Genomic DNA, 20,531 nt, shown 5'->3' on the forward strand with positions numbered 1-20,531 from the left:
GTGGAACGCTCGAATAGGCATATATCACGGAAAATCCGTATTTCAAGGAATCTTGTTAGAGGAACAGCTCCGCCGCCGCATCGACAATCGCCGCCGCATCCAGCCGGTACTCGCGGTACAAATCCCCCAGGTTCCCCGTCTGCCCGAACCGGTCGACCCCGAGCGGCGAGACCCGCTGCCCGCGCACGCCCCCCAGCCACGACAGCGTCCCCGGCGCGCCGTCGCAGACCGTGACCAGCCCGGCAGTGGGGCTAAGCGCGGCGAGCAGTTTCGCGGCGTGGCTCTCGGCGCGCTCGCCGGTCCAGCGCGCGGCGCGGGCGGCGGACCAGCTGCGGTGGAGGAGGTCGGGGGAGGTGACCGCGAGCAGCCCGATGCCCGGCAGGTCGTCCTTGAGCTGTTCCCACGCGGCCAGCGCCTCGGGCATCAGCGCACCCATCGCGACGATCGCGGCCTCGGCGCCGGGGGCGGGGGGCTTGAGCCAGTAGCCGCCGGCCAGTGCCCCGGTTTCCCAGCGGTCATCGGCTCGCTCGACCTGCGCGATGCTGCGCGTGGTCAGGCGGAGGTAGACCGCGCCGCCGTCGTCGGCCTGCATGTGGTCGAAGCTCCAGCGCATCAGCAGCGCCAGCTCGTCGGCGTAGGCGGGCTCGAAATAGGTCAGGCCGGGCTGGCCCATGCCGATCAGGGGCGAGTTGATCGATTGGTGCGCGCCGCCCTCCGGCCCGAGGGTCAGGCCGCTCGGCGTCGCGACCAGCAGGAAGCGCGCGTTCTGGTAACACCCGTAGTTGAGCGCATCGAGGCCGCGCGCGATGAACGGGTCGTAGACGGTGCCGATGGGCAGCAGCCGCGTCCCGAACAGCGGCGCCGAGAGCCCCGCGGCGGCAAGCATAAGGAACAAATTGTTCTCGGCGATCCCCAGCTCGATGTGCTGGCCCGCCGGACGGCCGGCCCACTTCTGGGCGCTCGGGATGCGCGCGATGTTGAACACGTCCGCCATGTCCTGCCGGCGGAACAGGCCGCGCTGGTTGACCCACGCGCCGAGGTTGGTCGACACGGTGACGTCGGGCGAGGTCGTGACGATGTGGTCCGCCAGCGGCCCGCCAGCCTTGGAGATGTCGAGCAGGATGCGCCCGAAGGCGGCCTGGGTCGACTGCTCGACTCCGTCGGGCACCGGCAGGCGATAGGGTATCTGGATACCTTCAAAGGCCCGGTCGCCGACCTTGGCATGGAGTGGCGACGCCTCGACGAAGGCCTGGACGCTTGCCGCGGCGTTGTTGCCTAACCCCGCATAAGCGTCCCATTCGTACCCTTCGGGGATGCCCATCGAGGTTCGGAGGCCGTCGATCTGGCCCGGGTTCATCAGCCCGGCGTGGTTGTCCTTGTGCCCCGCGAACGGCAGGCCGTAGCCCTTGATGGTGTAGGCGATGAAGCACGTCGGGGTGTCGTCCTGCGCCTCCGCGAACGCCTCCAGCAGAGTCGCGATGCAATGCCCGCCGAGGTTGGTCATCAGGCGCGCGAGGGCATCATCGTCGTGTGCCGCGAGCAACTCGACGACGGTCTGACCGAGGTCCTTCTGCAGCCGCTCGCGCCACGCCGCGCCGCCCTGGTAGGTCAGCGCCGCGTACTCGGCGTTCGGGCAGGCATCGATCCACGCCTCGAGCGCCTTGCCGCCCTGCTTCGCGAACGCCGCCTTCTGCAGCTTGCCCGACTTCAGCGTCAGCACCCGCCAGCCGCAGGTCGCGAAGATGTCGTCGAAGCGGTCGAACATGCGGTCGGCGGTGGTGTGGTCGAGCGACTGGCGGTTGTAGTCGACGATCCACCAGCAGTTGCGGACGTCGTGCTTGTACGCCTCGATCAGGCACTCGTAGATGTTGCCCTCGTCGAGCTCGGCGTCGCCCATCAGCGCGATCATCCGGCCGCGGTCGGCGTCCGCGAGCTTGCCGTGGGCGACCAGATAGTCCTGCACCAGGCTGGCGAAAGCGGTGACCGCGACGCCGAGGCCGACCGAGCCGGTCGAGAAGTCGACGTCGATGCGGTCCTTGGTGCGGCTCGGGTAGCTCTGCATGCCGCCGAACGCCCGGAACGCTTTGAGCTGCTCCACCGTCTGCCGCCCGAGCAGGTACTGGATCGCGTGCAGCACCGGCCCCGCGTGCGGCTTGACCGCGACCCGGTCGTTCGGCCCGAGCGCGGCGAAGTACAGCGCGGTCATGATCGTCGAGATCGACGCGCACGATGCCTGGTGGCCGCCGACCTTCAGGCCGTCGGGATGCTCGCGCAGGTGATTGGCGTTGTGGATCGTCCACGACGCGAGCCAGCGCAGCCGCGCGTCAAGGGTGTCGAGCGTCGCGATCAGCTCGCGTGAAACGCCGGCGGGTTCGGTGACACGGAGGGAGCTGGCCATGCTTTCGCGGTACCCCGCTGCGGAAGGCCCCGCAAGAACATGGGGTCATGCTTTTAGCGGTGAGCCACCACGTGCGGCCACGACGCTTGCTTCCGTATCAGGGGTTGCGGCGTTATGCTCGCAGCCTCGATGAGTGGTTGAAGTTATGCGTCGGCCTATTCGCGTCTTCGGTGTCCTCCTCGCTGTCATTGTGGGGGCATCGCTGGTGAGCGCCGCCGATACGCCGGCACCGACGACCCCGATGTTCCCGGGGGATCGGATCGAGACCTTCCCGCGGATCAGCGTCGAGGTGACCGGCTCGGGTCCGGACGTGATCTTCATTCACGGCTGGGGCAGTTCGCGCGAAGTCTGGCGCGAGGCTGCGGAGCGCCTACGCCATCGATACCGCCTTCATCTCGTGCAGATTGCCGGGTTTGCCGGTGAGCCGTCGCGGGACAACGCGTCCGGCCCGGTGTTGCTGCCCACTGCCGAGGCGATCGATGCGTATATCCGTGCGGCGAAACTGAAGTCCCCCGCCGTCGTGGGCCATTCGTCGGGCGGCACGATCGCGCTCTGGCTTAGCGAGATGCACCCCGAGGATATCGGCAAGGTGTTGCTCGTCGACGCGATCCCGTCCCAGAATCTGGCCGCGCTCAACCCCGACCAGAGCGTCGAGATGGCACGCGCCAAGGCGGGCTCGATGCGGCGCCAGATCAGCCAGACCGACTACCGGGACGTGTGGATCCACGCGAAACTGCGCGCCCGCATGCAGTGGCTGACGACCTCCGATAAGAGCGAGGAAATCATCGACTGGATGGCGGCCGGCGACCGGTTGGTGAATGCCCAGGCGTACTATGACCTCGGTATGCTCGACCTGCGGCCCGGGCTCGACGGCATTCAGGTTCCGGTGACGCTCATGTATCCGGTCGATCGCTCGCTCCCGAGCGGCATGGTGCCGGACGAGGCACTGTACCGCGCCGCCTATGCGTCGGTGCCGCACATGCGGTTCGTGCGGATCGATAGTTCCCGCCATTATATCATGTACGACCAGCCGAAGGTGTTCGACGCCCAGCTCAGGCGGTTCCTGCGCTCTTAGCAGCCAGCCCTGGGCTTTTCGGTACCGAAGCAGGCCGCCCAGACTTTCGCCGCCAGCGGCTTGCGCCCAGTCTTGAACTCCCAGTCGCCGTCGCCGAGCCTGGTGTCCCAGATGTTGACGTTGCGGACGGTGATGCCCAGCGCCTCGATGCGGGCGATCTGCTGCGCTAGGAAACGCGGGTATTCCGGCTCGTCGTCGCGGCCGAGCGCGCCCTTCGCGGCCCCGGAGCCGGCCTCGTCGAAGCCGATCGGCTTGTTGTGCAGCTTGGCCATCGCAATGGTCTGCTCGAGCGACCAGCCCCAGTTGCCCAGCTTGGGCTGCTTGATGCGCGCCGACGCGTTCGGGTAGTGCCAATAGTGGACGCGGTTCGCCAGGATGTCGGCCCACTCCTGCTTGCTGCCGAGCTGCCGCGTCCCGCCGGTCGACCAGTCGGTCAGGTCGAGCGGGTACATTGGGCTGTAGAGGTCGGTCGAGATCACGTCGACGTACGCGTCGCCCGGATACAGCGACTGGACGTCGAACGACGTGTCGTTGATGGCGCAGGGGTTCCAGTGGATGTACGCGCGGATGTGCTTTTCCTTCGCCCGGGCGTGGATGATGTCGGCGACGTGGCGGAAGGCGGCGACGAAATTGGCGCGCGCCGCGGGAGCCTTGGAGTTGCCCGGGGCCCACGGCATGAAGTTGCCGTTCATCTCGTAGGCGATGCGGAAATCGACGGTTTTGTAGCCCTGTCCGGCCCAGGCATCGACGATGCCGGCGTAGATCGCGTCATATTTGCCGGCGATGATCTCCTGGTAGAAGGTATCGACCTTGCCCCAGCCGCCGGTATTGGAGGCCAGCGGCACCCCAACCAGCGGGATCATGCCCGACTCCGCCGCGAGATAGTCCCTGCCGCTCTGCTTCGCCGACCACGCGCCCCAGTTAGCAGAGGAAATCCACGCTGCGGTCGGCTGGCCGAAGTCGGTGAAGGTGTTGAAGAATTTCGGACGCCGGCCGTTTAGCGCGGCAATGTGCGCATCGAAGTCATGCTTGAAGCGCGCCATCGCCTTGGGATCGTTGCCGTTCGGCCCGCCGACGTAGACGCCGGTCTCGTAAGCGGCGGCGCTGCCGGCGTCGAGCGCCATGCACGCTCCGACGCATAGCGCATAGCAGGCAGCGCGCATAAATATATCGGAAACAACTTTCACGTTATCGATCCAATGTTGATTGCATGAACTGCTACGAATACTGATCAGAACCCTGTTGAAAAGCGCGAGCTGTTTCACGTCAGGCATTTAAACACACCTTATTTGGCTCTGATGTGAATGACCTCTTTATCACGGAACCGAATGTGGGTATGCCGCCTTGTGAAGCCGCACGACACTCGATCCGATCGTCGTCGGGTTGAAAAACGGGATATTCATGGCAGTCCGCTCCTCCTTCGTCTGGATGGCCTTTGGCCAGGCGAGCTATTTCGGGCTGCAGTTCGTCGGCTCGATCGTCGTCGCGCGCCTGCTCGGCCCGTACGACATGGGCGTTTTCGCGATCGCCATGGCGGTCATCGGCATGATCGGCGTCGTCCAGATGGTCGGCCTCAACACCTTCCTGATCCGGGAACCGGTCCTGACCCCGGAGATCATCGCGACCGCCGCCACCGTGAACCTCGCGATCTCCGCGCTGATGGCGGTCGTGATCGGCGGGCTGGGGCTGGCCGGCGACGCGTTGTTCGCCGAACCTGGGGTGCGGAGTTTGTTGCTTCTGCTCGCCGTGGTCCCGCTCATCGGGCAGTTCGCGTTCGTTCCCAACGCCCTTCTGGAGCGCGACGGAGCTTTCAAGACCATCGCTACGATCAAGGCTGCGTCGACGGCGTTCGGAATGGCCCTGACGATCATCCTCGCGCTCAAGGGCTTTCGATACATGAGCCTCGGGTACAGCCAGGTCGCGACCGCGCTGCTGACCAATATCGCGATCAACATCATTGCGAGGCAGCACGTCAGCTTCCGCCTGTCGCTCGCCCATTGGTCGGCGATGTCCCGCTTCGGCGGACAGATATTCGCCGTCTCGGGCCTCACCCGGGTTGCGTCGCGCCTTATGGAACTGGTGCTCGGGCGCACCCTCGGGGTCGCGGCCCTCGGACTGTATTCGCGCGCCTCCAGCAACCACGCAATGGTCTGGGACAGCATCCACGGAGTCGTCGCCCGCGTCGTCTTTGCCGACTTTTCGCGCTGCCAACGTGAGAATATCCCGCTTGGCGACCGTTATCTCAAGGTCCTGGAGCTGATGACCGGCATCCTCTGGCCGCTGTTCGCCGGGGTGGCGATCCTCGCCGGCCCAGCCGTGCAGCTGATTTACGGCCGTGACTGGAGCGGCGCTGCCGTGCCGTTGTCGCTGCTGTGCATCGCCAGCATGGTCCTCGTCTCGACGACGATGAGCTGGGAAGTCTTCGTGGTGCGGGGCGAGACCGGACGCCAGGCTCGCTTCGAGTTCATTCGCACGATCTTCGGCACCACCATCTTCGTCGCGGCGTGCTTCCATAGTCTTGCCGCTGCTGCTGCGACCCGGATCGCCGACGCGCTGTTCGCGCAATATCTGTATCGCCCTCATCTTGAGCGGATGACCGGCACCAAGCGCTCGCAATTCGGCGCGGTCTATCTGCGCAGCGGCATCGCGGCGGTCGCGGCGGTCGCGCCGGCGCTCGGACTGATGATCTTCTGGCGGTTTTCTGTGACGGTCCCCATCGTGCCGCTCGGAGTTGCGGTCGCTGCCGGGGGACTGGCGTGGCTGCTGGCGATGCGCAGCACCGACCACGTCATCTATCACGAGATGCGAACTGCGCTGCGCCGGTTGCGCGGTTCCGCGGCCCCTGCCACCTGAGGCGCGGCCCAGATACACAGCAGGCCCGACATCACCACGAACGGCGCGAACAGCAGGTTGCCGCCACCAAGCTGGAAATTGGCGAACGCGAACAGCGACACCAGCGCGACGTCGCGCCGCCATAGCGAGGTGATGAAGAACAATGCGAACGCCGCGAGTCCGATGAAGCCGTAGTCGATGAACAGCTTGACGATCGGGTTGCCGCTACCCGCCGAGTAAAAGGTGGCGCGGTCGAGCGCGCCCGGCCCGTAGCCGATCAGCGTTCGGGTCTCGCCCCAAACCGCGTCGAACGCGTCGAACTGGAGCATGTAGCGCGCATAGCCGCTGCTGCCCGCATACTGCACCTCGTTGGCGCGCCCGGCGAGCGACGCGAACTGGCTTGGAAAGGCGAGCGCGACGATCGCCGCGACGATGAGCATCGCCAGCCCGAACAGGATGATCCGCCCCGATCCGCGCGGTGCCACGACGACCGACAGGACGCACGCGACCGCCAGCGCGAGCAGTCCGGTGCCGGCGTAGGTGACCAGATACGCGACGGCGTACAGCGGCAGGAAGCGCCAGTCGCGCCGGATGAAGACGTCGACCACGATCCCGAGCGCGAGGAGCTGGGAGAAGGTGCTCGGCTCGACGAGGAAGAACCCGTTGGAGCGCAGGATGCTCGAGCCGTATTCGAGGATCGGCCAGTAGTTATACAGCGGCTCGACAAGGATCGGCCGGAGCACCGGAAACGATACGAGGAACGAGAACAAGCGAATGCCGGCGAACTGCGCGAGATACTGCGCGATGCCGAGAACCGCGCACAGCCGGACATAGAACAGGAAGATGTCGAACACCCGGCGGCCGTCGAACCGATCCGTCGGTCCTATGGTGTAGCCCGCGTACAGGACCAGCAGCGACATCAACGAGCCGATGCTGAAGGAACTGATGCGGGTGTCGCTGCTGTTGGCAGCGACCAGCGCGCTGACCAATGCGGCGACCGCGACCGCGCCGTACAGCGCTACCGGCAGGGGCCTGAAGGCGCCGCGCCGGGTGACCAGCATCCAGGCCAGTGCGGCAAAGAACAGCGGCAGGCAGACATAGATCGGACTGCCGCCCAGATAGATGCAGAAGCGCTGCAGGCAGAGGCAGCCGAACATCCCGATGTGGATGAAGAGGCTGCTGGCGCGCTGGTCGGTCACGACCGTCGACGGTGCCGCGATCGTCGCCGCCCGCGGTGGACCGGCGAAGTCCGCGGTCAGGGCGTTCACCGGGTGCTCGCCGTCGGATAGGGGCTCGCGGTGACGGGCGCATGCCCTTTGCCCTCGCTCGGCCCGTGCCGTCGAAGCCAGCGGGTCAGCTGCACCTCGATCCAGCGCTGGCTGTAGTGCGCCACCAGTAACGCGATCGGCAGCGCGACGACCGCGAACACCAACTGGGCAGCCGGGCCTGCGGCCGCCGCCATGCCGCTCAGCTTAAGCAGATACTTGACCGGAGCCATCACCACGGGGTGCCAGAGGTAGAAGCTGTAGCTGATCGTACCGAGCCACTGTAGCGGCGCGGTGCGCAGGGTCGCGCTGAGCAGACCCTTGCCCATCGCGATCCCGAGGAGCGCCATGCCGCCCAGGAGTGCCGAACCGACGAGCAACGGCGCGGTCGCCAGCCAGTCGGTGAACGGCATGTCGAGCGGCGTCACCGTCATCATGTCGCCGCCGTTCGCCAGCTCGATCAGACGCCAGCACAGCAGGCAGGCGAGGAGCATCGGTAGCGGCCATCCCGCCAGGCGCCGGATGAACGGCGTACGCGGCAGCCCGGCGGCGATCGCCAGTCCGGCCGGAAACAATGCTCCACGCGGGAATAGCGCCAGCAGAACGACCCCGGTCACCACCGCGACCGGCTTCCACCAGGTCTGGCCTCGCGACCGTAACCACCAGAAGACCGTGCACAGCGCGTAGAAGGTGATTTCATAGCCCAGCGACCAGGCCGCTGGATTGACCTGTCCGACATGGATGAAGGGTGGCGGCGCAAGCAAGTTGAGCAGCCATTCGCCGAGCGACGGCAACCAATAATGGGTCACGATGCTGATTGCGGTGATCGCCAGGATCGTCGTCCACAGTAACGGAAAGATCCGAGTCGCGCGGTCCCACGCGAACGATCGCATCGACGGAGCCCGCGCCAGCGCGCCGAGGATGACGTACCCGCTGATCCCGAAAAACAGCTCCACGCCGAACTGGAAGGAGCCGAGCAGATACAGCGTCAGCGGGGCATCGGCGGGGAGGAAGCCCGCCAGGCCCGAGTTCGCGACATGGAACACGAACACCATCAGCGCGAACAGGCCGCGAGCGCCGTGGATCGATGGATTAAAAGACGCGCTCCGCTGCCGTTTCACAAGCTGTCCGACGCATCGGCGACCCTGCATGAACCCTCGGGCGGCCTAGCAATTATAACAGGGGAGTTGTCGACGACATGCCCGCTACGCAAGTCCAATGGAACATGGTAGGGTCCCCTCGGGGAGACGGTTTGACCGAAGATAAGCCAGTGCAGACGGCGTCCGTCAGCAACACGATGACCGAAGTGCCGCGGTTCGCCGGATCGGGCGCACGGCCGCGGCGCGTCGACGTCATGGCCAATACCGCGCATCTCGATTTGCCCGGGGCTCCGGCGCGAAAGCCTGGAGCCGGGTCTCGCACGCCGGTGCTGCTCCCGCAGTCGCTCTATCGTGCCGTCGATTTCCGCTACTGGATCGTGGCGGTCGGGGGCGGCATGCTGGCGTGGTGGGTGCTTTTCCATATTCTCTAGGCGCACTGCGGTCACGCGTAGAAACCTTCCCAGCGGCGATATTCATGGTCGACGTCGTCGATAGCGTAAGCGGCAATAGCCTTCATATCGACCTGGGTCATGACGACACCGACGGGATCGACGCCGATCGACCGTAACCTCTGGAGAGCATTGCGGACGGCGGAAATCCGGGTATTCCGCCAGCGCACCGCGAGGATCGTCTGCTCGACATGGCTCATCAGCAGCCGCGACTCGACCGCCATCATCGACGGCGCGGTGTCGATGATGACCAGGTCGAAGAACTCCACCAGCCGCGACATCAACGAGCGCAAGGCTTCCTCGGAGTTGATCTGGGCGTGCTGGTAAGGCCGCGCCATCGTCGGCAGGACCCAGGCACCGCTGCGCTCATCCTGAAGCACCGCGTCCTTGAGCGGCCACTCGCCCGACAGCACGTCGACCAGTCCAACCTTCGGGGTCAGGCCGAGCATCGCCGCGACCCGCGGACGACGGATATCGCCGTCGATGAGCAGGGTCCGGCGACCGCTGATCGCGGCGACGCGCGCCAGGCAGACAGCGAGTGTGCTCTTGCCCTCGCCCGGTCGCGCCGAGGCGATGCCGACGATGCGTGGCCCGCCGCCCCGCGAGTTGCGCTCGATCGACAGCAGCAAGCTCCGCATCGACTCGGCGATCATCGACATCGGGCGGTCGATGACGAAATCGACCGGCGCGATCGCGCGTTCGCTGCGCCTCGCAATCGATGCGATCGAGGGCATGTTGACGAGATGGGGCAGGCCCACCCGCACCTCGACATCGTGCGACGACACCAACCGCTGGTCGAACAGCTGCAGCAGCGCGACGACCGCACTGGCCAGCAGCAGCGCCAGCAAGGTGCCGAGGGCGAGGTTGAGCTTGCGGTTCGGGGCGCTCGGCTGTTTCGGTACCAGCGCCGAAGACAGCAGCCGCGCGTCGACGTCCGCGACCACTGCCTGGCTGGCGAGAACGGTCTGACGGGCCAGCAACCCGGCGTAGTTGGTCCGCAACGCGTCCGCCCGGCGTTCGAGTTCGGCGAGCCGTACCGACGCACCGGCGTTGGTGGCGAGGGCGCCGCGCGCCTCGCCGAGGATACTGCTGGCAACGCCCGCCCGCTGCTGCGCGACCTGTACCCGGGCGCCAAGGTTGGAGACGACCCGCCCGATCTCGGTCTTGATCGCGGCATCGAGGTCGGCGACCTCCTGGCGGGCCTTTATGACGCTCGGGTGGTCGGGCTGGTAGCGCGCCTCGAGCTGCGCCAGCTGCGCGCTCGCGGTGGCGCGCTGGCCGCGCAATCCCCCGACGACCGAAGAGTTCAGCGCCTCGCCGACATCGTCGCCGCTCGAGCCCCGTGCCAGCTGTGAACGCGCCGTCGTATAGCGGGCGCGTTCCTCCGCGAGGGCAGTTTCCGAAGCGGCCTCCTGCTGGCGGAACAGCGACTGGTCGCGCTCGGTGAGGGTAACGCCATCGGCGCTGAGCAGATTGTGGTTGCGCCGGTAATCGGCGACTTCCTGTTCAGCAGTCTGGAGGCGGCCACGCAGCGCGTCGAGTTCCTTGCGAAGCCCGGCGTCGGCCGAGCGCGCTGCATCGAGCCTTACATCGCCCTTCGAGAGGATATACTGGCGGACCAGTTCGTTCGCGACGCTGGCGGCGACGAGGGGATCGGTCGCAGTGTAGCTGACTTGGATGACGTTGGTGTTGCCCGGCCGCTCGATCCGGGTGTGACCACGGACCGTCTCGAGGACAGCAGCCGGTGCGCTGGCGGGCGGAAGCTGGGTGAGCGCCTCCTCGATCCGTGGCATCGGGCCGGCCTTCAACGCTGCGACAGCGCGCCGGATGACGTCGTTGGACTGCAACACCTGGATCTCGCTGTCGACCGCGCGGTCTTCGTCGCTGGCATCGGGAATGACGTTGTCGGCCTTCGCGGTGACGTTCAGGATGCGCGAGTTGACCAGCACCGTCGTGGCTGCGGTGAACTCGGTCGTCCGCATGTAGGTGTAGACTGTGACCGCGCCGAGCACCGTCACGAACACCAGCGCGAACCACACCCAGCGTCGCCGCAGGGCCGCGACGCCGTGGCGGATGCGGTCGCCGACAGGCGCCAATTCGGTCGATTGGCGGGGCCGCTCGGCGGGGAGGTTGATCCTCTGCCCGGCCGCTACTGGGAGCTGCTCGTTCACGGTCAAACCCTGTACCTGATGCCTATGCTCGCACGGTTACGACTGAAAGACCGATAGCTCTCGGCACCGCGTGAGGACAAATCGATGAAATCATAGTCGGCACGCACCGACAAGGAACGGTTGAGCCGATACTCAGCGCTTGCGGAGGCGCCGAAGCGGCCGTCACGCCGGTCGACGCCGTTGAAGGTGTCGTGCTCGTACTGGATCCCGGCACCCAGGATCAGGTTGCGAAGCAGCTCGTGGTCGACCTGCACGCTGCCGACGGTCGCGATATAACCCGTCGAATTCAAAGTGCCGGCATCACTGACGCTGCGCCGTGCGGCGACCGTGACCGTCGTCAGGTCGCTCGGGAACAGCAAGACTTTCGACGATATCGCGAGGCCGGAGAAGTTGCGGTATTGGGCGCCCTTGAATTCTCCGTTGACATAGCCGAGGCCGATTTCGCCGCGCGCCCCAAAGGGTAGTTCGAAGCGCGAGCCACCAAGGACCTGGTACGTCGTCGAGCCGCGCGCATTGCCGCTGTTGGTATCGCGCGCATCATAGCTCGTCGACACCCGACTGGCCTCCACGAAATAGGCCAGCGACGGCGATTGCGCGATCTCGGCACGAACGCGGAGTCGGAACGTGTCCTGGTTGCGGAAGCTTTCGTCGAGCGGCGTGCCGTCCATCAGCCGGGCATCTTGATACTGGTAGCGGGTGTAGCCGGCCTCGCCGTTGACCAGGAACTGCGCGAACCGCTGCGACAGGCCGAGAGCCCCTTCCATCGTCTGGTAATTGACCGGGCGCTGGGTGAGCGCGAACGCCGTCTGGGCCTCGCGTGATTCGCGGTCGTTGACGTAGCGGCCGATGAGGCGGAGGCGCGTGCTGTCGCCGAACTGCTGGACCCCGTAGGCTGACGCGTTGATCGCGCTGACGTTCTCCGAACTGTGGTCGGCATAGCGGTCGAGCCGGCCGTTCGCGGACAGCGTCAGCGAACGCTGGCTCCAGTTCGATTGCAGCAGCGCCGAAGGTTCGATGCGCGCCAGCGCATCGCCGACCTTGTCGTCCTTCGCGGCGAAGATGTTGTCGGTGTACTGGGCCGTTGCGTTGATCGAGGGCGATAATGTGAAGGAGCCGACGGGAACACCAACGGCATCGTAGCCCTCGATGCGCCGCTCGCGTACCGCGGTAAAGCGCCGGAAGTTCACCAGCGTATCGTCGGGCGGCAGGACTTGGGCGCTCGCCGTCGAAGTCAAGACTGCCGACGTCAGCAGCGCCGACGCCAACGCCGCGAGCGACGGCGCAAAGGTGCCGCCGCGCGGCATGCCGCGCATCAGAAAAACCTCTCAAGAACCCGGATGGTGTCGCCGGGGCCGACCTGCAGGTCGGCGGTCAGGCGGTAGCGCTGCTCGCCGGTGGTACCGTAGCGCTGGATGGCGACGGCGCGGTGATTGGCGCGGTAGGTGAAGCCGCCCGCGGTCGCAACCGCGGCATTGACCGTCAGGCCGGAGCGATACGGATATTGGCCAGCCCTGTTCACCTCACCTAGTACGTAGAACGGACGATAACCGATGACGTCGGCCGTGACCTTCGGGTCTTTCAGGTAGCGCGTTGCCAGCACCTGGCTAATTGCGGCCTGCAGTTCCGCCAGCGTCAGGCCATTGGCCTGGATCATGCCGATCAGCGGGAACGAGACGTTGCCGTCGCTGCCGACCAGGAATTCGCCGGTCAGGTCGGGCTCGCCGTAGACCGTGATCTTGAGGCGGTCGTCGGGCGCGAGGTGGTAGATCGGGACGACCGCGACGGTGTTGGTCGACTCGACCGGATCGGATGCGCAGCCCGAGCAGGCCAGCGCGAGAGCGACGAGCGCCCATGTGACCTGCTTCATGTTCGTGTCCTGTCTGCTGCCTGCTCCGACGTTCGCGACCAGTGCGGGGAAGGTGATCGTACCGGACGCGCACTGGTCGACAACAGTGCAGCGCAGAACCCGGTTCCCCAAGCGATATGCATCGTGGCGGCGGCGGGCAGGGCAAGCAAGGTGCAGACGCTCGGCGATTTGCGCCACAGCATGAAGGTCGCGACGGAGAGCGCCATAACATAGGCGAGGGGCAACAGCAGCAGGGCCGGGAGCAGCGGCGACAGCAGGATTGCCGAGGCCAACGCGATGACCAGCAGCGGCGGCAGCATCTGGCGCGGCCGCAGGCGCTCACCGTGCTTGCGGAAGGTCTGTGCGCGCCCGCGCCCGTAACGCCAATATTGAATGAACAGCCGGCGGAGCGTCGAACGCGGCAGGTACTCGACCTGAATGTCGGCAGCGAGCCAGATCCGGCCACCGGCCTTGCGGACACGGAGGTCGAGCTCAGCGTCCTCGTTGGCGACGAAGCTGCGGTCGTAGCCGCCGACGCGCTCGAACATCGCGCGGCTCATCCCGGCGTGATGGCCGTGATCGACGAAGCCCGACGGTGCGCCGACCCGGTGCGCCGCTCCGCCGGTCCCGATGCGGCTGTTGGAGGCGGCTGCGATGCCACGCTGGACGCAGGTTTTCGCGACTGTCCGCAGCCCGACCGCGACCATGTTCGCCTGGGTTGCGGCAAAGGCCGCGACGATGCGCGGGACGTAATCGTCCGGGTAGTGCGCGTGCGCGTCGACCCGGATCAGGATGTCGGCGTGGCAGTCGGCCAGCGCCACCGCGCGGTTAACGCCCGCGGACTGGATGCGCTCGGGATTGTCGACCAGCCGGATGCGAGCATCGAGGCCGGCGGCGGTCGTGACGATCGCCTGCGTGCCGTCGGTGCTGCCACCGTCGGCGACGAGGATATCGAGCACCAGGTCGGCCGGCTGCTGGGCAATCTGCGCGAGCAGGTCGCCGATGCGCTCGGCCTCGTTCAACGTCGGAATGATCACCGCGACCTGATTCATGGTCAGGCCGCCAATGCCGCGGCGAAACTCGACTGGGCCGCTTCGAGCGTGTGCGTACCGAGTGTCGCGCTGGCCGCCGCAGCAAAGCCCGCTGCCGCCTCGGGGCGAGTCATCGACGCCAGCGCCGCCGCCAGGTCGACCGTGTCGAAGTCGACCAGCGCATCGGCCGGCAGATAGTCACGCATGACGTCGATGCTCGATGCCAGCACGGGCAGGCCGCAGTGCATCGCTTCGAGCAGGACCAGCGGCAGGCCCTCGAAGCGCGATGGCAGCAACAACACGTCGGCCGCCGAAAGATACATGTCGGGCTGGTCGGTCCACGGGACCAGCCGGAGATCGACGCCGCTCCGCCTGGCGGTGCGCTCGAGCAGCGGGCGTCCCGGACCGTCGCCGACAAACAGGAAGGTCCAGCCCGCCAGCCGCTCGCGACCAGCCCGCTCGATAGCACCGACAAGGCGGTCGAGGCCCTTTTGGGCCGGATCGAGACGACCGAGGAATAGCGCCGTGCGCCGCTGCACCGGCAGGCCCAGCGCCAGCCGCGCCACCGCCTTGCTGCGCTTGGGCGGCGGCCCGACGAAATTGTGCGCGACGGTGATCGGCGCCGTGCCGCCTGCCGCCTCGACCTGCTGGGCGACGGCTTCGGAGGGCACGATATAATGGTCGGGGCGACGGTACAGCCATTGCCGGATACGGTCGCCGATCAGCCCGTTGCGGTCCATCTCGCGCTGCCGATGCGCCATCGGCAGGTAGCTGACCAGCCGCGCTCCGCCGAAATCGGCAAGCATCGGCACCACAAGGTTCTCGATCCGGCCCTGCACCAGCAGCACGGTATCGGGCCGCTCGGCGGCAAGTATATCCCGGACGGCACGCCGGTAGCGCCACCGCAGCCAGCCGAGATAGGGCTCGCCGCGGCGCTTGACGAAGGGCCAGGTGATGATCCGGATGTGCGGCTCGAACGCCTGCAGGACATCGTGCAAGCGCTGGTTGCTCTCCGGGAAGCAGAACACGATCTCGGTGAATTGCTCGCGCTCGATCACGCCGGGCAGCAGCGCCAGCAGCATGCGCTCGTGACCGCCGAAATCGGCGCTATCGTGGAGGATGAGCAGCTTCCGGGTCATGGCTCAAGCCGCGCGCCGCTCGGTCTCGGTGTTCCATGAGCCCAGCGCGTCCTGGTAAACCTGGAGCGTCATCGATGCGATGCTCGTCCAGCTCGGCACGTTGGCGGACAAATCACGTGTCGGGCGGCGTCCGATCGAGGCGCTGAGCGCGACTGCCAGGTCGGCAGCACTTCCCGGCGCGACCAGCGTCCCGGCGCAATCGTCGCGACCGACCATCTCCGAGAACGCCCCGAGGTCGCTCGCGACCACCCATTTTTTGAGCGGAGCGACCGCGAACAACACGCCACTGGCCTCGATCGCATGATAGGGAAAGACGAACGTATCGGCCTCGCCCAGAACCGTGGCCATTTCGGTCGCCGAATGCCGGTGCAGGCGAAATTCGAGGAGTTCCGGCCCCAGCCCGAGTGCGCGCGCCCGCTCGATATGGTGAGCCATGTCGCTCATCGGCTCACCCGCGACGATCACCGACAGGCGCTCGCGCTCGTCGTGCGGGAGCTGTCCGAGCGCCTCGATCAGGACGTCGATGCCCTTGTAGTCCTGCAATTTGCCGAACAGCACGACGCGCCAGCGTCCGTCAGGGGCGCGCGCCGGCGATGCGCCGCCCGGTAATATCCCGTGGGGAATGACCGAGATCATCTCGTCCGCCACCCCGGCATCGACCAGCGTCGCCTTGCCTTTCGGCGTGTGGACGATGATCCGGTCGACCTCGCCGAGCACAGCGCCGAAGCCGTCGCGCTGCAGCCGACTGACCTGCTTGCCGTTGAACGGTGTCGAATCATGGACGGTCAGTACGACCGGACAAATCGAGCGCATCCGCCGAATCGCGCGCGCGTCGATCAACGGCAGCACCGACCACTGGAAATGAATGATGTCGAAGCGACCGGTCTGCACCAGACCGCCGAGGCGCTTCATGCCGGACGCGTGCTCGACACCCTTGACCAGCCGCCACAGGCCGCCCTGGCGCCGCCGCGGGCCGTCGCTCAGCGGGTAGAAGAAATCGAGCGAACGCGATGCGCCGATCTCGTTGGCTTCATCGGCCCGCAGCTGGCGGGTCGCCCAATGCGCATTGATGCCAAGCGACTCGAGTCCGTCTGACAGGGCAGCGTCGTACGGTGCGGTAAACATCGAGGGATCGACTAGCAGGACATTCCTAACCGTCACTGCATGGCCGTTCGAATGCTTCAAGAACAGCCTCGTCCCGACACCACCGCGGGGATCGTCCGGCCGAGAATGAACAGGTCGACGGCAAGCGACTTGTTGCGCGCATACACAGTGTCGAGCGCGACCCGGCGCTGATAGCTGACGGCGTTGCGGCCGCTGACCTGCCAGAGACCGGTGATACCCGGGCGTACGCGGCAATACTCGCGGAAATAGCGGCCATAGCGCGGAATTTCAGCCGCAACGATCGGACGCGGTCCGACCAGGCTCATCTGGCCATACAGTACGTTCAACAGCTGCGGGATCTCGTCGAGGCTGGACTTGCGCAGAAACGAACCCAGCGGCGTGACGCGCGGGTCGTCGCGAAGCTTGCGGTCCTGCGCCCACTCTTGCGCCGCGGCGGCGTTGGTTTCGAGGTGCTCCTTGAGACGATGCTCGGAGTCGACCACCATCGTCCGCAGCTTGAGGCACGGAAACGGGATGCCGCCCTTGCCGATGCGCCAGTGCACGAAGATCGGCGCACCGCCGTCCTGCATCCACAAGGCGACGCTGAGGCCGAGCAGAACGGGCGCGAGAACGATCAGTGCGGCCGTAGCGATCACGAGGTCGATCGTCCGCACGATCCATGCGCCGATGACGGCTACCGATACGGCATCAGAGTCCGCTGCGGCGGAATCGTCCACGAGGTTGGCCTGATAGCTCGCCACGAGCGGATCGCCCGTCATCGCGCATACCGCGCTTGAACACAGCTGGGAGCTCCGAGCTGGCTCGGGGCTGGGACCGAATGATCGACACTCCCAAAGGGCATACCCGCTCCATCAACTGCTTCCGCGACCGGCCCCCCCAGGCCCTTATATCCCGATAAAACCATGAATCCAGCATGTTTGTTGCATAGCAGCATAAAGTAACTCGAAGTTAAAACGGATGCGTAATTAGTTAACGTGCGGGTTTCGTACGAGACGTGGCTTCCTGGCGTCCGCCACCTGAACAATAGAATAACGGATTATGACGTTACAGCGTGGCGAATTGTGGGCAGCCTGACGCCGGCGGCCATCTACGGCGCGCCGCTAGCGGCGGTAACCGCCGCGCAAAGCCTTGCGAACAATGATCGGTGCCTGCCGGGCGAGCTCTTGCGCGATGGCAGCGGTGCGTCGGGGATCACCCAGCAACTCGCGGGCGGCGACGCCCGGCCGACGATCCTTCACGGCGTCGGTGAAGGCCCGATAATGGAGACAACGGTACACTACCGTACGCTGTCTCTCGATCGACCGGACGAGGTCGCTATCGTCCGCCGCGACGCGAATCAATGCGTCGAGTCGGCTGTGCAGGATGCCGAGGTCGGCAACCGTCTGGACCTGGGTCAGTGAATCGGCGCGGACGCGGTAGCGGTAGGTTGCCGCCGGCGACATCCACCAGCGCGCGCCGGCACGGAAGCAATCGATGTAGAGCGCGTAATCCTCGGCAAACCGGACGCGCTCGTCGTAGCGGATGGCGTTGGCGACCAGGAAGTCGCGCCGAAAGATCGGCTTCAGGAAGCCCAGGTTGAGCCGCGGCCACTGCGGGTCGGCGACATTGCGCTGGACGAACTCGTGCAGGCCCAGCTCGCGCGGGGTCGAGAGTATCGCGGGCGGGATCATCGGCTGCGGGTCGCCCGGTTCACCGTCGATATCGAGGGCGAGATTGTCGCTGCACAACTGCGCGTCGTGCCGCTCGCCGAGTTCGACCAGATGCGCCAGCCGGTCAGGCCCGTAGCTGTCGTCGGCGTCGAGCAGCGCGATCCAGCGCCCCTCCGCCGCCGCGAGGCCCTGGTTGCGCGCCGCAGAGGGGCCCGAATTGACCGCCCGCCGCAGCAACCGGATGCGCGGGTCAGCCGCCGCCGCGGCCTCGACCAGTGCCGAGGTGCCGTCCGTCGATGCGTCGTCGATAACGATGACCTCGATGTCGACCAGCGTTTGCGCCCGCAGCGACGCCAGCGCCTCGCCGATGAACGCGGCGGCGTTGAAAGCCGGCACGATGACCGAGACGATCGGGGTCGTCACGCCACGCCGGCCACGGGAGGGGATCGAAAGCCGTTCGCCGCGGCAAGCGCGCGGAGTACCTGTTCGTCGACCTCGGCATCGAACTTGCGCGCGAACAATGAGGTGCTGTGGCTCAGGACGGGAAGATCGTCGCGGGTCAGCACGCGCGGTCCCGGCCAGTAGATTTCCCGGCCGTAATGGCCGGCAATGCGGTCGCGAAAGGGACTGTTCAGCGCGAGTGTCTGCATGATCAACTCGTCACTGAGCAGCCGCCCGCGCAGGTATTTCGTGATCGGCGGGACCAGCGGCGAGGTCACGATCCACTCGCAGAACGACCGCGGCAGCATCACCCACTGCGAGCCCTTGTGGTCGACCGCGAAACCCTCCGGAGCGGCCTGGCGCCCCGACCGCCGGATCGCCCGCAGCGGCAGTTCGAGCATCGGTGAAGCGGCGTGGTGCCAGTCGTCGGCGGGCAGGTCGGCAATCCTGAGCAGCTCGACATGGACACTGTCGCTGCCATCGGCGAGCGCCTGCTTGAGCGCCGGCAGCGGATGCAGCGGATAGCACTGGCCGCTGAGGTTGATGAAATACTCCCACTCGCCATCGGCCTTAAGCGCGCTGGCGATCGCATCGAGCAGCATCTGCGACAGCGACCAGCCGCCCCAGTTGGTGAACCGCGACGGCAGGATGCGGACGTTGGGCCGGCCCGCGCACAGCCGGCGCACCTCCGCCATCACGCCACGACGATCGGCCTTGAGACCGAGCCGCGACTTCATGTCGACATGAACCATGATGAGGTCGCCGGGATCGCTGCCCCGATCGGCGGCCGGCTCATCGATCGCATCGAGCAGCCAGCCGAATTGTGCAGGCTTGTGATGGACCATGACGAAATAGGCGAGCTTGGGCTTCACGCCGCAGTCCGTAACAGGCTCACGGCGACCCCGCACAGACTAAAAATCGCAAGTTCGTTGCCCGCACCCGCCGCGGCCACCGTCGGCGACCCGCCCGCGTATCAGGGTGGCACCGTAATGTCCGCGCATCCGCCAGGCATCGTTTTGTAACCGTACAAATTACTCTCCTTGTACGACCAATTGTTCGGTTTCGGACCAAGTAAATCAACACAACTGTAAGACCTCCCGACAGTCGTCGTGAAATCGCAATTGATAGAAATTACAATGAAAGGCTAACTAAAGTTAGTTATAATTCACGGCTCGATGGAGAATCGGATTAATAACGTTACTGAAGCGAAATGGCATGAGTCTTGCTGCGTAACGATCGAGCATTTCGCTCTACTCAACAGGGACAGCCATCATGCGCAGAACACTATTCGCGACCGCAGTAGCCGCCGCGGCGGTCTTGGCGGCCGCTGGAGCGCAAGCGGCAACGACTTTCACCTCGGTCCAGGGCCCCGACGGTATCGGCCAGCACATCCTTTTCGACTTCGAGAGCGGTATGCCGGCGGGCCTGTCGGGTAATGCCGGCATCCACATCGGAACCGTCGCCAACGCGTATGCGGCACCGATGGGCGACGCCACGCACTTCCTGGTCGTTCCGACCACCGGCAGCAGCGGCAGCGGCATACTCGACCTCGGCGGCGGGTATGACAATATCAGCTTCTACTGGGGCTCGATCGACACCTACAACAGCGTCGAATTCTTTACCGGCGTCGGTGGCACCGGCACCAGTCTCGGCGTCATCAGCGGCGGCAGCATCCCGGGAGCCACCGGAAATGGTGCCCAGGGTACGGTCGCGAACAATCGCCGCGTATTCTTCGACTTCGGCACCGACCTGGCCCAGAGCGTGCGCTTCACGTCGACCAACATTGCGTTCGAGCTCGACGACATCGGCACGGTCGCCGTGCCAGAGCCGGCCGTGTGGGGCACCATGTTGTTCGGCTTCGGCCTCGTTGGCGCCACCATGCGCCGTCGTCGCCTGACGAGCGTCACTGCCTGACGCAACTGGTGCGGCGGCAGCCCCCGCCATGCACTTGGGGCGAATGGCACCGGTCCGGCGCAACTTCGCGCTGGACCGGTAGCCGACGCCTTGCGC

The 20,531-nt window shown here is 66.1% G+C and carries 17 protein-coding genes; 4 read left to right on the forward strand and 13 right to left on the reverse strand.

The features are described 5' to 3' along the window. Positions 1–55: 55 nt before the first annotated feature. Positions 56–2,398 carry a transketolase gene (locus tag KX816_06065; protein ID QXQ07582.1) on the reverse strand — a complete coding sequence of 781 codons (2,343 nt, stop codon included), beginning with the start codon at positions 2,396–2,398 and terminating at the stop codon, positions 56–58. Positions 2,399–2,603: 205 nt separating this feature from the next. Here KX816_06065 and KX816_06070 point away from each other — a divergent pair, with 205 nt between their 5' ends. Beyond that, positions 2,604–3,473 (forward strand): alpha/beta hydrolase, encoded by an 870-nt coding sequence (locus tag KX816_06070; GenBank protein ID QXQ07583.1) that lies wholly within the window; start codon positions 2,604–2,606, stop codon positions 3,471–3,473. On the opposite strand, the gene KX816_06075 is transcribed toward KX816_06070, so the two are convergent. Continuing rightward, entirely contained in the window at positions 3,470–4,597 is a 1,128-nt protein-coding gene (locus KX816_06075) for a hypothetical protein (GenBank protein QXQ07584.1), read from the reverse strand. The two genes, KX816_06070 and KX816_06075, sit on opposite strands and share 4 nt — an antisense overlap. A 277-nt stretch (positions 4,598–4,874) precedes the next feature. Between KX816_06075 and KX816_06080 the strand changes: the two genes are divergently transcribed. After that, on the forward strand, positions 4,875–6,326 hold the full coding sequence (locus tag KX816_06080) for an oligosaccharide flippase family protein (GenBank protein ID QXQ07585.1): 1,452 nt from the start codon (positions 4,875–4,877) through the stop codon (positions 6,324–6,326). Here KX816_06080 and KX816_06085 read toward each other — a convergent pair. After that, positions 6,269–7,573: a hypothetical protein gene (locus KX816_06085; protein QXQ07586.1), complete on the reverse strand. Its 1,305-nt coding sequence runs from the start codon at positions 7,571–7,573 to the stop codon at positions 6,269–6,271. The two genes, KX816_06080 and KX816_06085, sit on opposite strands and share 58 nt — an antisense overlap. Further along, entirely contained in the window at positions 7,570–8,691 is a 1,122-nt protein-coding gene (locus KX816_06090; GenBank protein QXQ07587.1) for an acyltransferase, read from the reverse strand. The genes KX816_06085 and KX816_06090 overlap by 4 nt, the downstream gene beginning before the upstream one ends. A 176-nt stretch (positions 8,692–8,867) precedes the next feature. On the opposite strand from KX816_06090, the gene KX816_06095 reads away from it, so the two are divergent. Beyond that, complete coding sequence (locus KX816_06095) at positions 8,868–9,101, forward strand: hypothetical protein (GenBank protein QXQ07588.1); 234 nt, start codon at positions 8,868–8,870, stop codon at positions 9,099–9,101. Positions 9,102–9,112: 11 nt separating this feature from the next. Here the strand turns inward: KX816_06095 and KX816_06100 are convergent, their stop codons facing one another. From KX816_06100 to KX816_06140, 9 genes are all read right to left on the reverse strand, one after another. Further along, on the reverse strand, positions 9,113–11,290 hold the full coding sequence (locus KX816_06100; GenBank protein ID QXQ07589.1) for a polysaccharide biosynthesis tyrosine autokinase: 2,178 nt from the start codon (positions 11,288–11,290) through the stop codon (positions 9,113–9,115). 2 nt (positions 11,291–11,292) lie between these two features. Then, the gene (locus KX816_06105) at positions 11,293–12,603 is read right to left on the reverse strand and encodes an outer membrane beta-barrel protein (protein ID QXQ07590.1); all 1,311 of its coding nucleotides are present in this window, start codon (positions 12,601–12,603) and stop codon (positions 11,293–11,295) included. Further along, complete coding sequence (locus KX816_06110; protein QXQ07591.1) at positions 12,603–13,157, reverse strand: polysaccharide export protein; 555 nt, start codon at positions 13,155–13,157, stop codon at positions 12,603–12,605. The genes KX816_06105 and KX816_06110 overlap by 1 nt, the downstream gene beginning before the upstream one ends. Beyond that, positions 13,154–14,188, reverse strand: a complete 1,035-nt coding sequence (locus tag KX816_06115) for a glycosyltransferase family 2 protein (GenBank protein ID QXQ07592.1) — start codon at positions 14,186–14,188, stop codon at positions 13,154–13,156. Before KX816_06115 ends, KX816_06110 begins: the two co-directional genes overlap by 4 nt. Positions 14,189–14,190: 2 nt before the next feature. Beyond that, positions 14,191–15,306 (reverse strand): glycosyltransferase, encoded by a 1,116-nt coding sequence (locus KX816_06120; GenBank protein QXQ07593.1) that lies wholly within the window; start codon positions 15,304–15,306, stop codon positions 14,191–14,193. Between the two features lie 3 nt (positions 15,307–15,309). Continuing rightward, positions 15,310–16,431: a glycosyltransferase gene (locus tag KX816_06125; protein ID QXQ07594.1), complete on the reverse strand. Its 1,122-nt coding sequence runs from the start codon at positions 16,429–16,431 to the stop codon at positions 15,310–15,312. A gap of 56 nt (positions 16,432–16,487) precedes the next feature. Beyond that, a complete protein-coding gene (locus KX816_06130) occupies positions 16,488–17,189 on the reverse strand; it encodes a sugar transferase (GenBank protein QXQ07595.1) in 702 nt (233 codons plus the stop codon). Between the two features lie 342 nt (positions 17,190–17,531). Then, complete coding sequence (locus tag KX816_06135) at positions 17,532–18,503, reverse strand: glycosyltransferase (GenBank protein ID QXQ07596.1); 972 nt, start codon at positions 18,501–18,503, stop codon at positions 17,532–17,534. Then, a complete protein-coding gene (locus KX816_06140; GenBank protein ID QXQ07597.1) occupies positions 18,500–19,393 on the reverse strand; it encodes a beta-1,6-N-acetylglucosaminyltransferase in 894 nt (297 codons plus the stop codon). The genes KX816_06135 and KX816_06140 overlap by 4 nt, the downstream gene beginning before the upstream one ends. Before the next feature lie 541 nt (positions 19,394–19,934). Between KX816_06140 and KX816_06145 the strand changes: the two genes are divergently transcribed. Continuing rightward, positions 19,935–20,435, forward strand: a complete 501-nt coding sequence (locus KX816_06145) for a PEPxxWA-CTERM sorting domain-containing protein (protein ID QXQ08425.1) — start codon at positions 19,935–19,937, stop codon at positions 20,433–20,435. The last annotated feature ends 96 nt before the right edge of the window (positions 20,436–20,531 follow it).

The organism is Sphingosinicellaceae bacterium (genome assembly GCA_019285715.1).
In the GTDB taxonomy this organism is placed as follows: domain Bacteria; phylum Pseudomonadota; class Alphaproteobacteria; order Sphingomonadales; family Sphingomonadaceae; genus Glacieibacterium.

What these genes read in the sequence shown, in the direction of transcription:
- KX816_06075 (QXQ07584.1), bottom strand. Translation starts at nt 4,597, where the DNA reads ATGGCGCTCGACGCCGGCAGCGCCGCCGCTTACGAGACCGGCGTCTAC.
- KX816_06145 (QXQ08425.1), top strand. Translation starts at nt 19,935, where the DNA reads ATGCCGGCGGGCCTGTCGGGTAATGCCGGCATCCACATCGGAACCGTC.
- KX816_06065 (QXQ07582.1), bottom strand. Translation starts at nt 2,398, where the DNA reads ATGGCCAGCTCCCTCCGTGTCACCGAACCCGCCGGCGTTTCACGCGAG.
- KX816_06120 (QXQ07593.1), bottom strand. Translation starts at nt 15,306, where the DNA reads ATGACCCGGAAGCTGCTCATCCTCCACGATAGCGCCGATTTCGGCGGT.
- KX816_06080 (QXQ07585.1), top strand. Translation starts at nt 4,875, where the DNA reads ATGGCAGTCCGCTCCTCCTTCGTCTGGATGGCCTTTGGCCAGGCGAGC.
- KX816_06095 (QXQ07588.1), top strand. Translation starts at nt 8,868, where the DNA reads ATGACCGAAGTGCCGCGGTTCGCCGGATCGGGCGCACGGCCGCGGCGC.
- KX816_06130 (QXQ07595.1), bottom strand. Translation starts at nt 17,189, where the DNA reads ATGACGGGCGATCCGCTCGTGGCGAGCTATCAGGCCAACCTCGTGGAC.
- KX816_06105 (QXQ07590.1), bottom strand. Translation starts at nt 12,603, where the DNA reads ATGCGCGGCATGCCGCGCGGCGGCACCTTTGCGCCGTCGCTCGCGGCG.
- KX816_06125 (QXQ07594.1), bottom strand. Translation starts at nt 16,431, where the DNA reads ATGTTTACCGCACCGTACGACGCTGCCCTGTCAGACGGACTCGAGTCG.
- KX816_06110 (QXQ07591.1), bottom strand. Translation starts at nt 13,157, where the DNA reads ATGAAGCAGGTCACATGGGCGCTCGTCGCTCTCGCGCTGGCCTGCTCG.
- KX816_06115 (QXQ07592.1), bottom strand. Translation starts at nt 14,188, where the DNA reads ATGAATCAGGTCGCGGTGATCATTCCGACGTTGAACGAGGCCGAGCGC.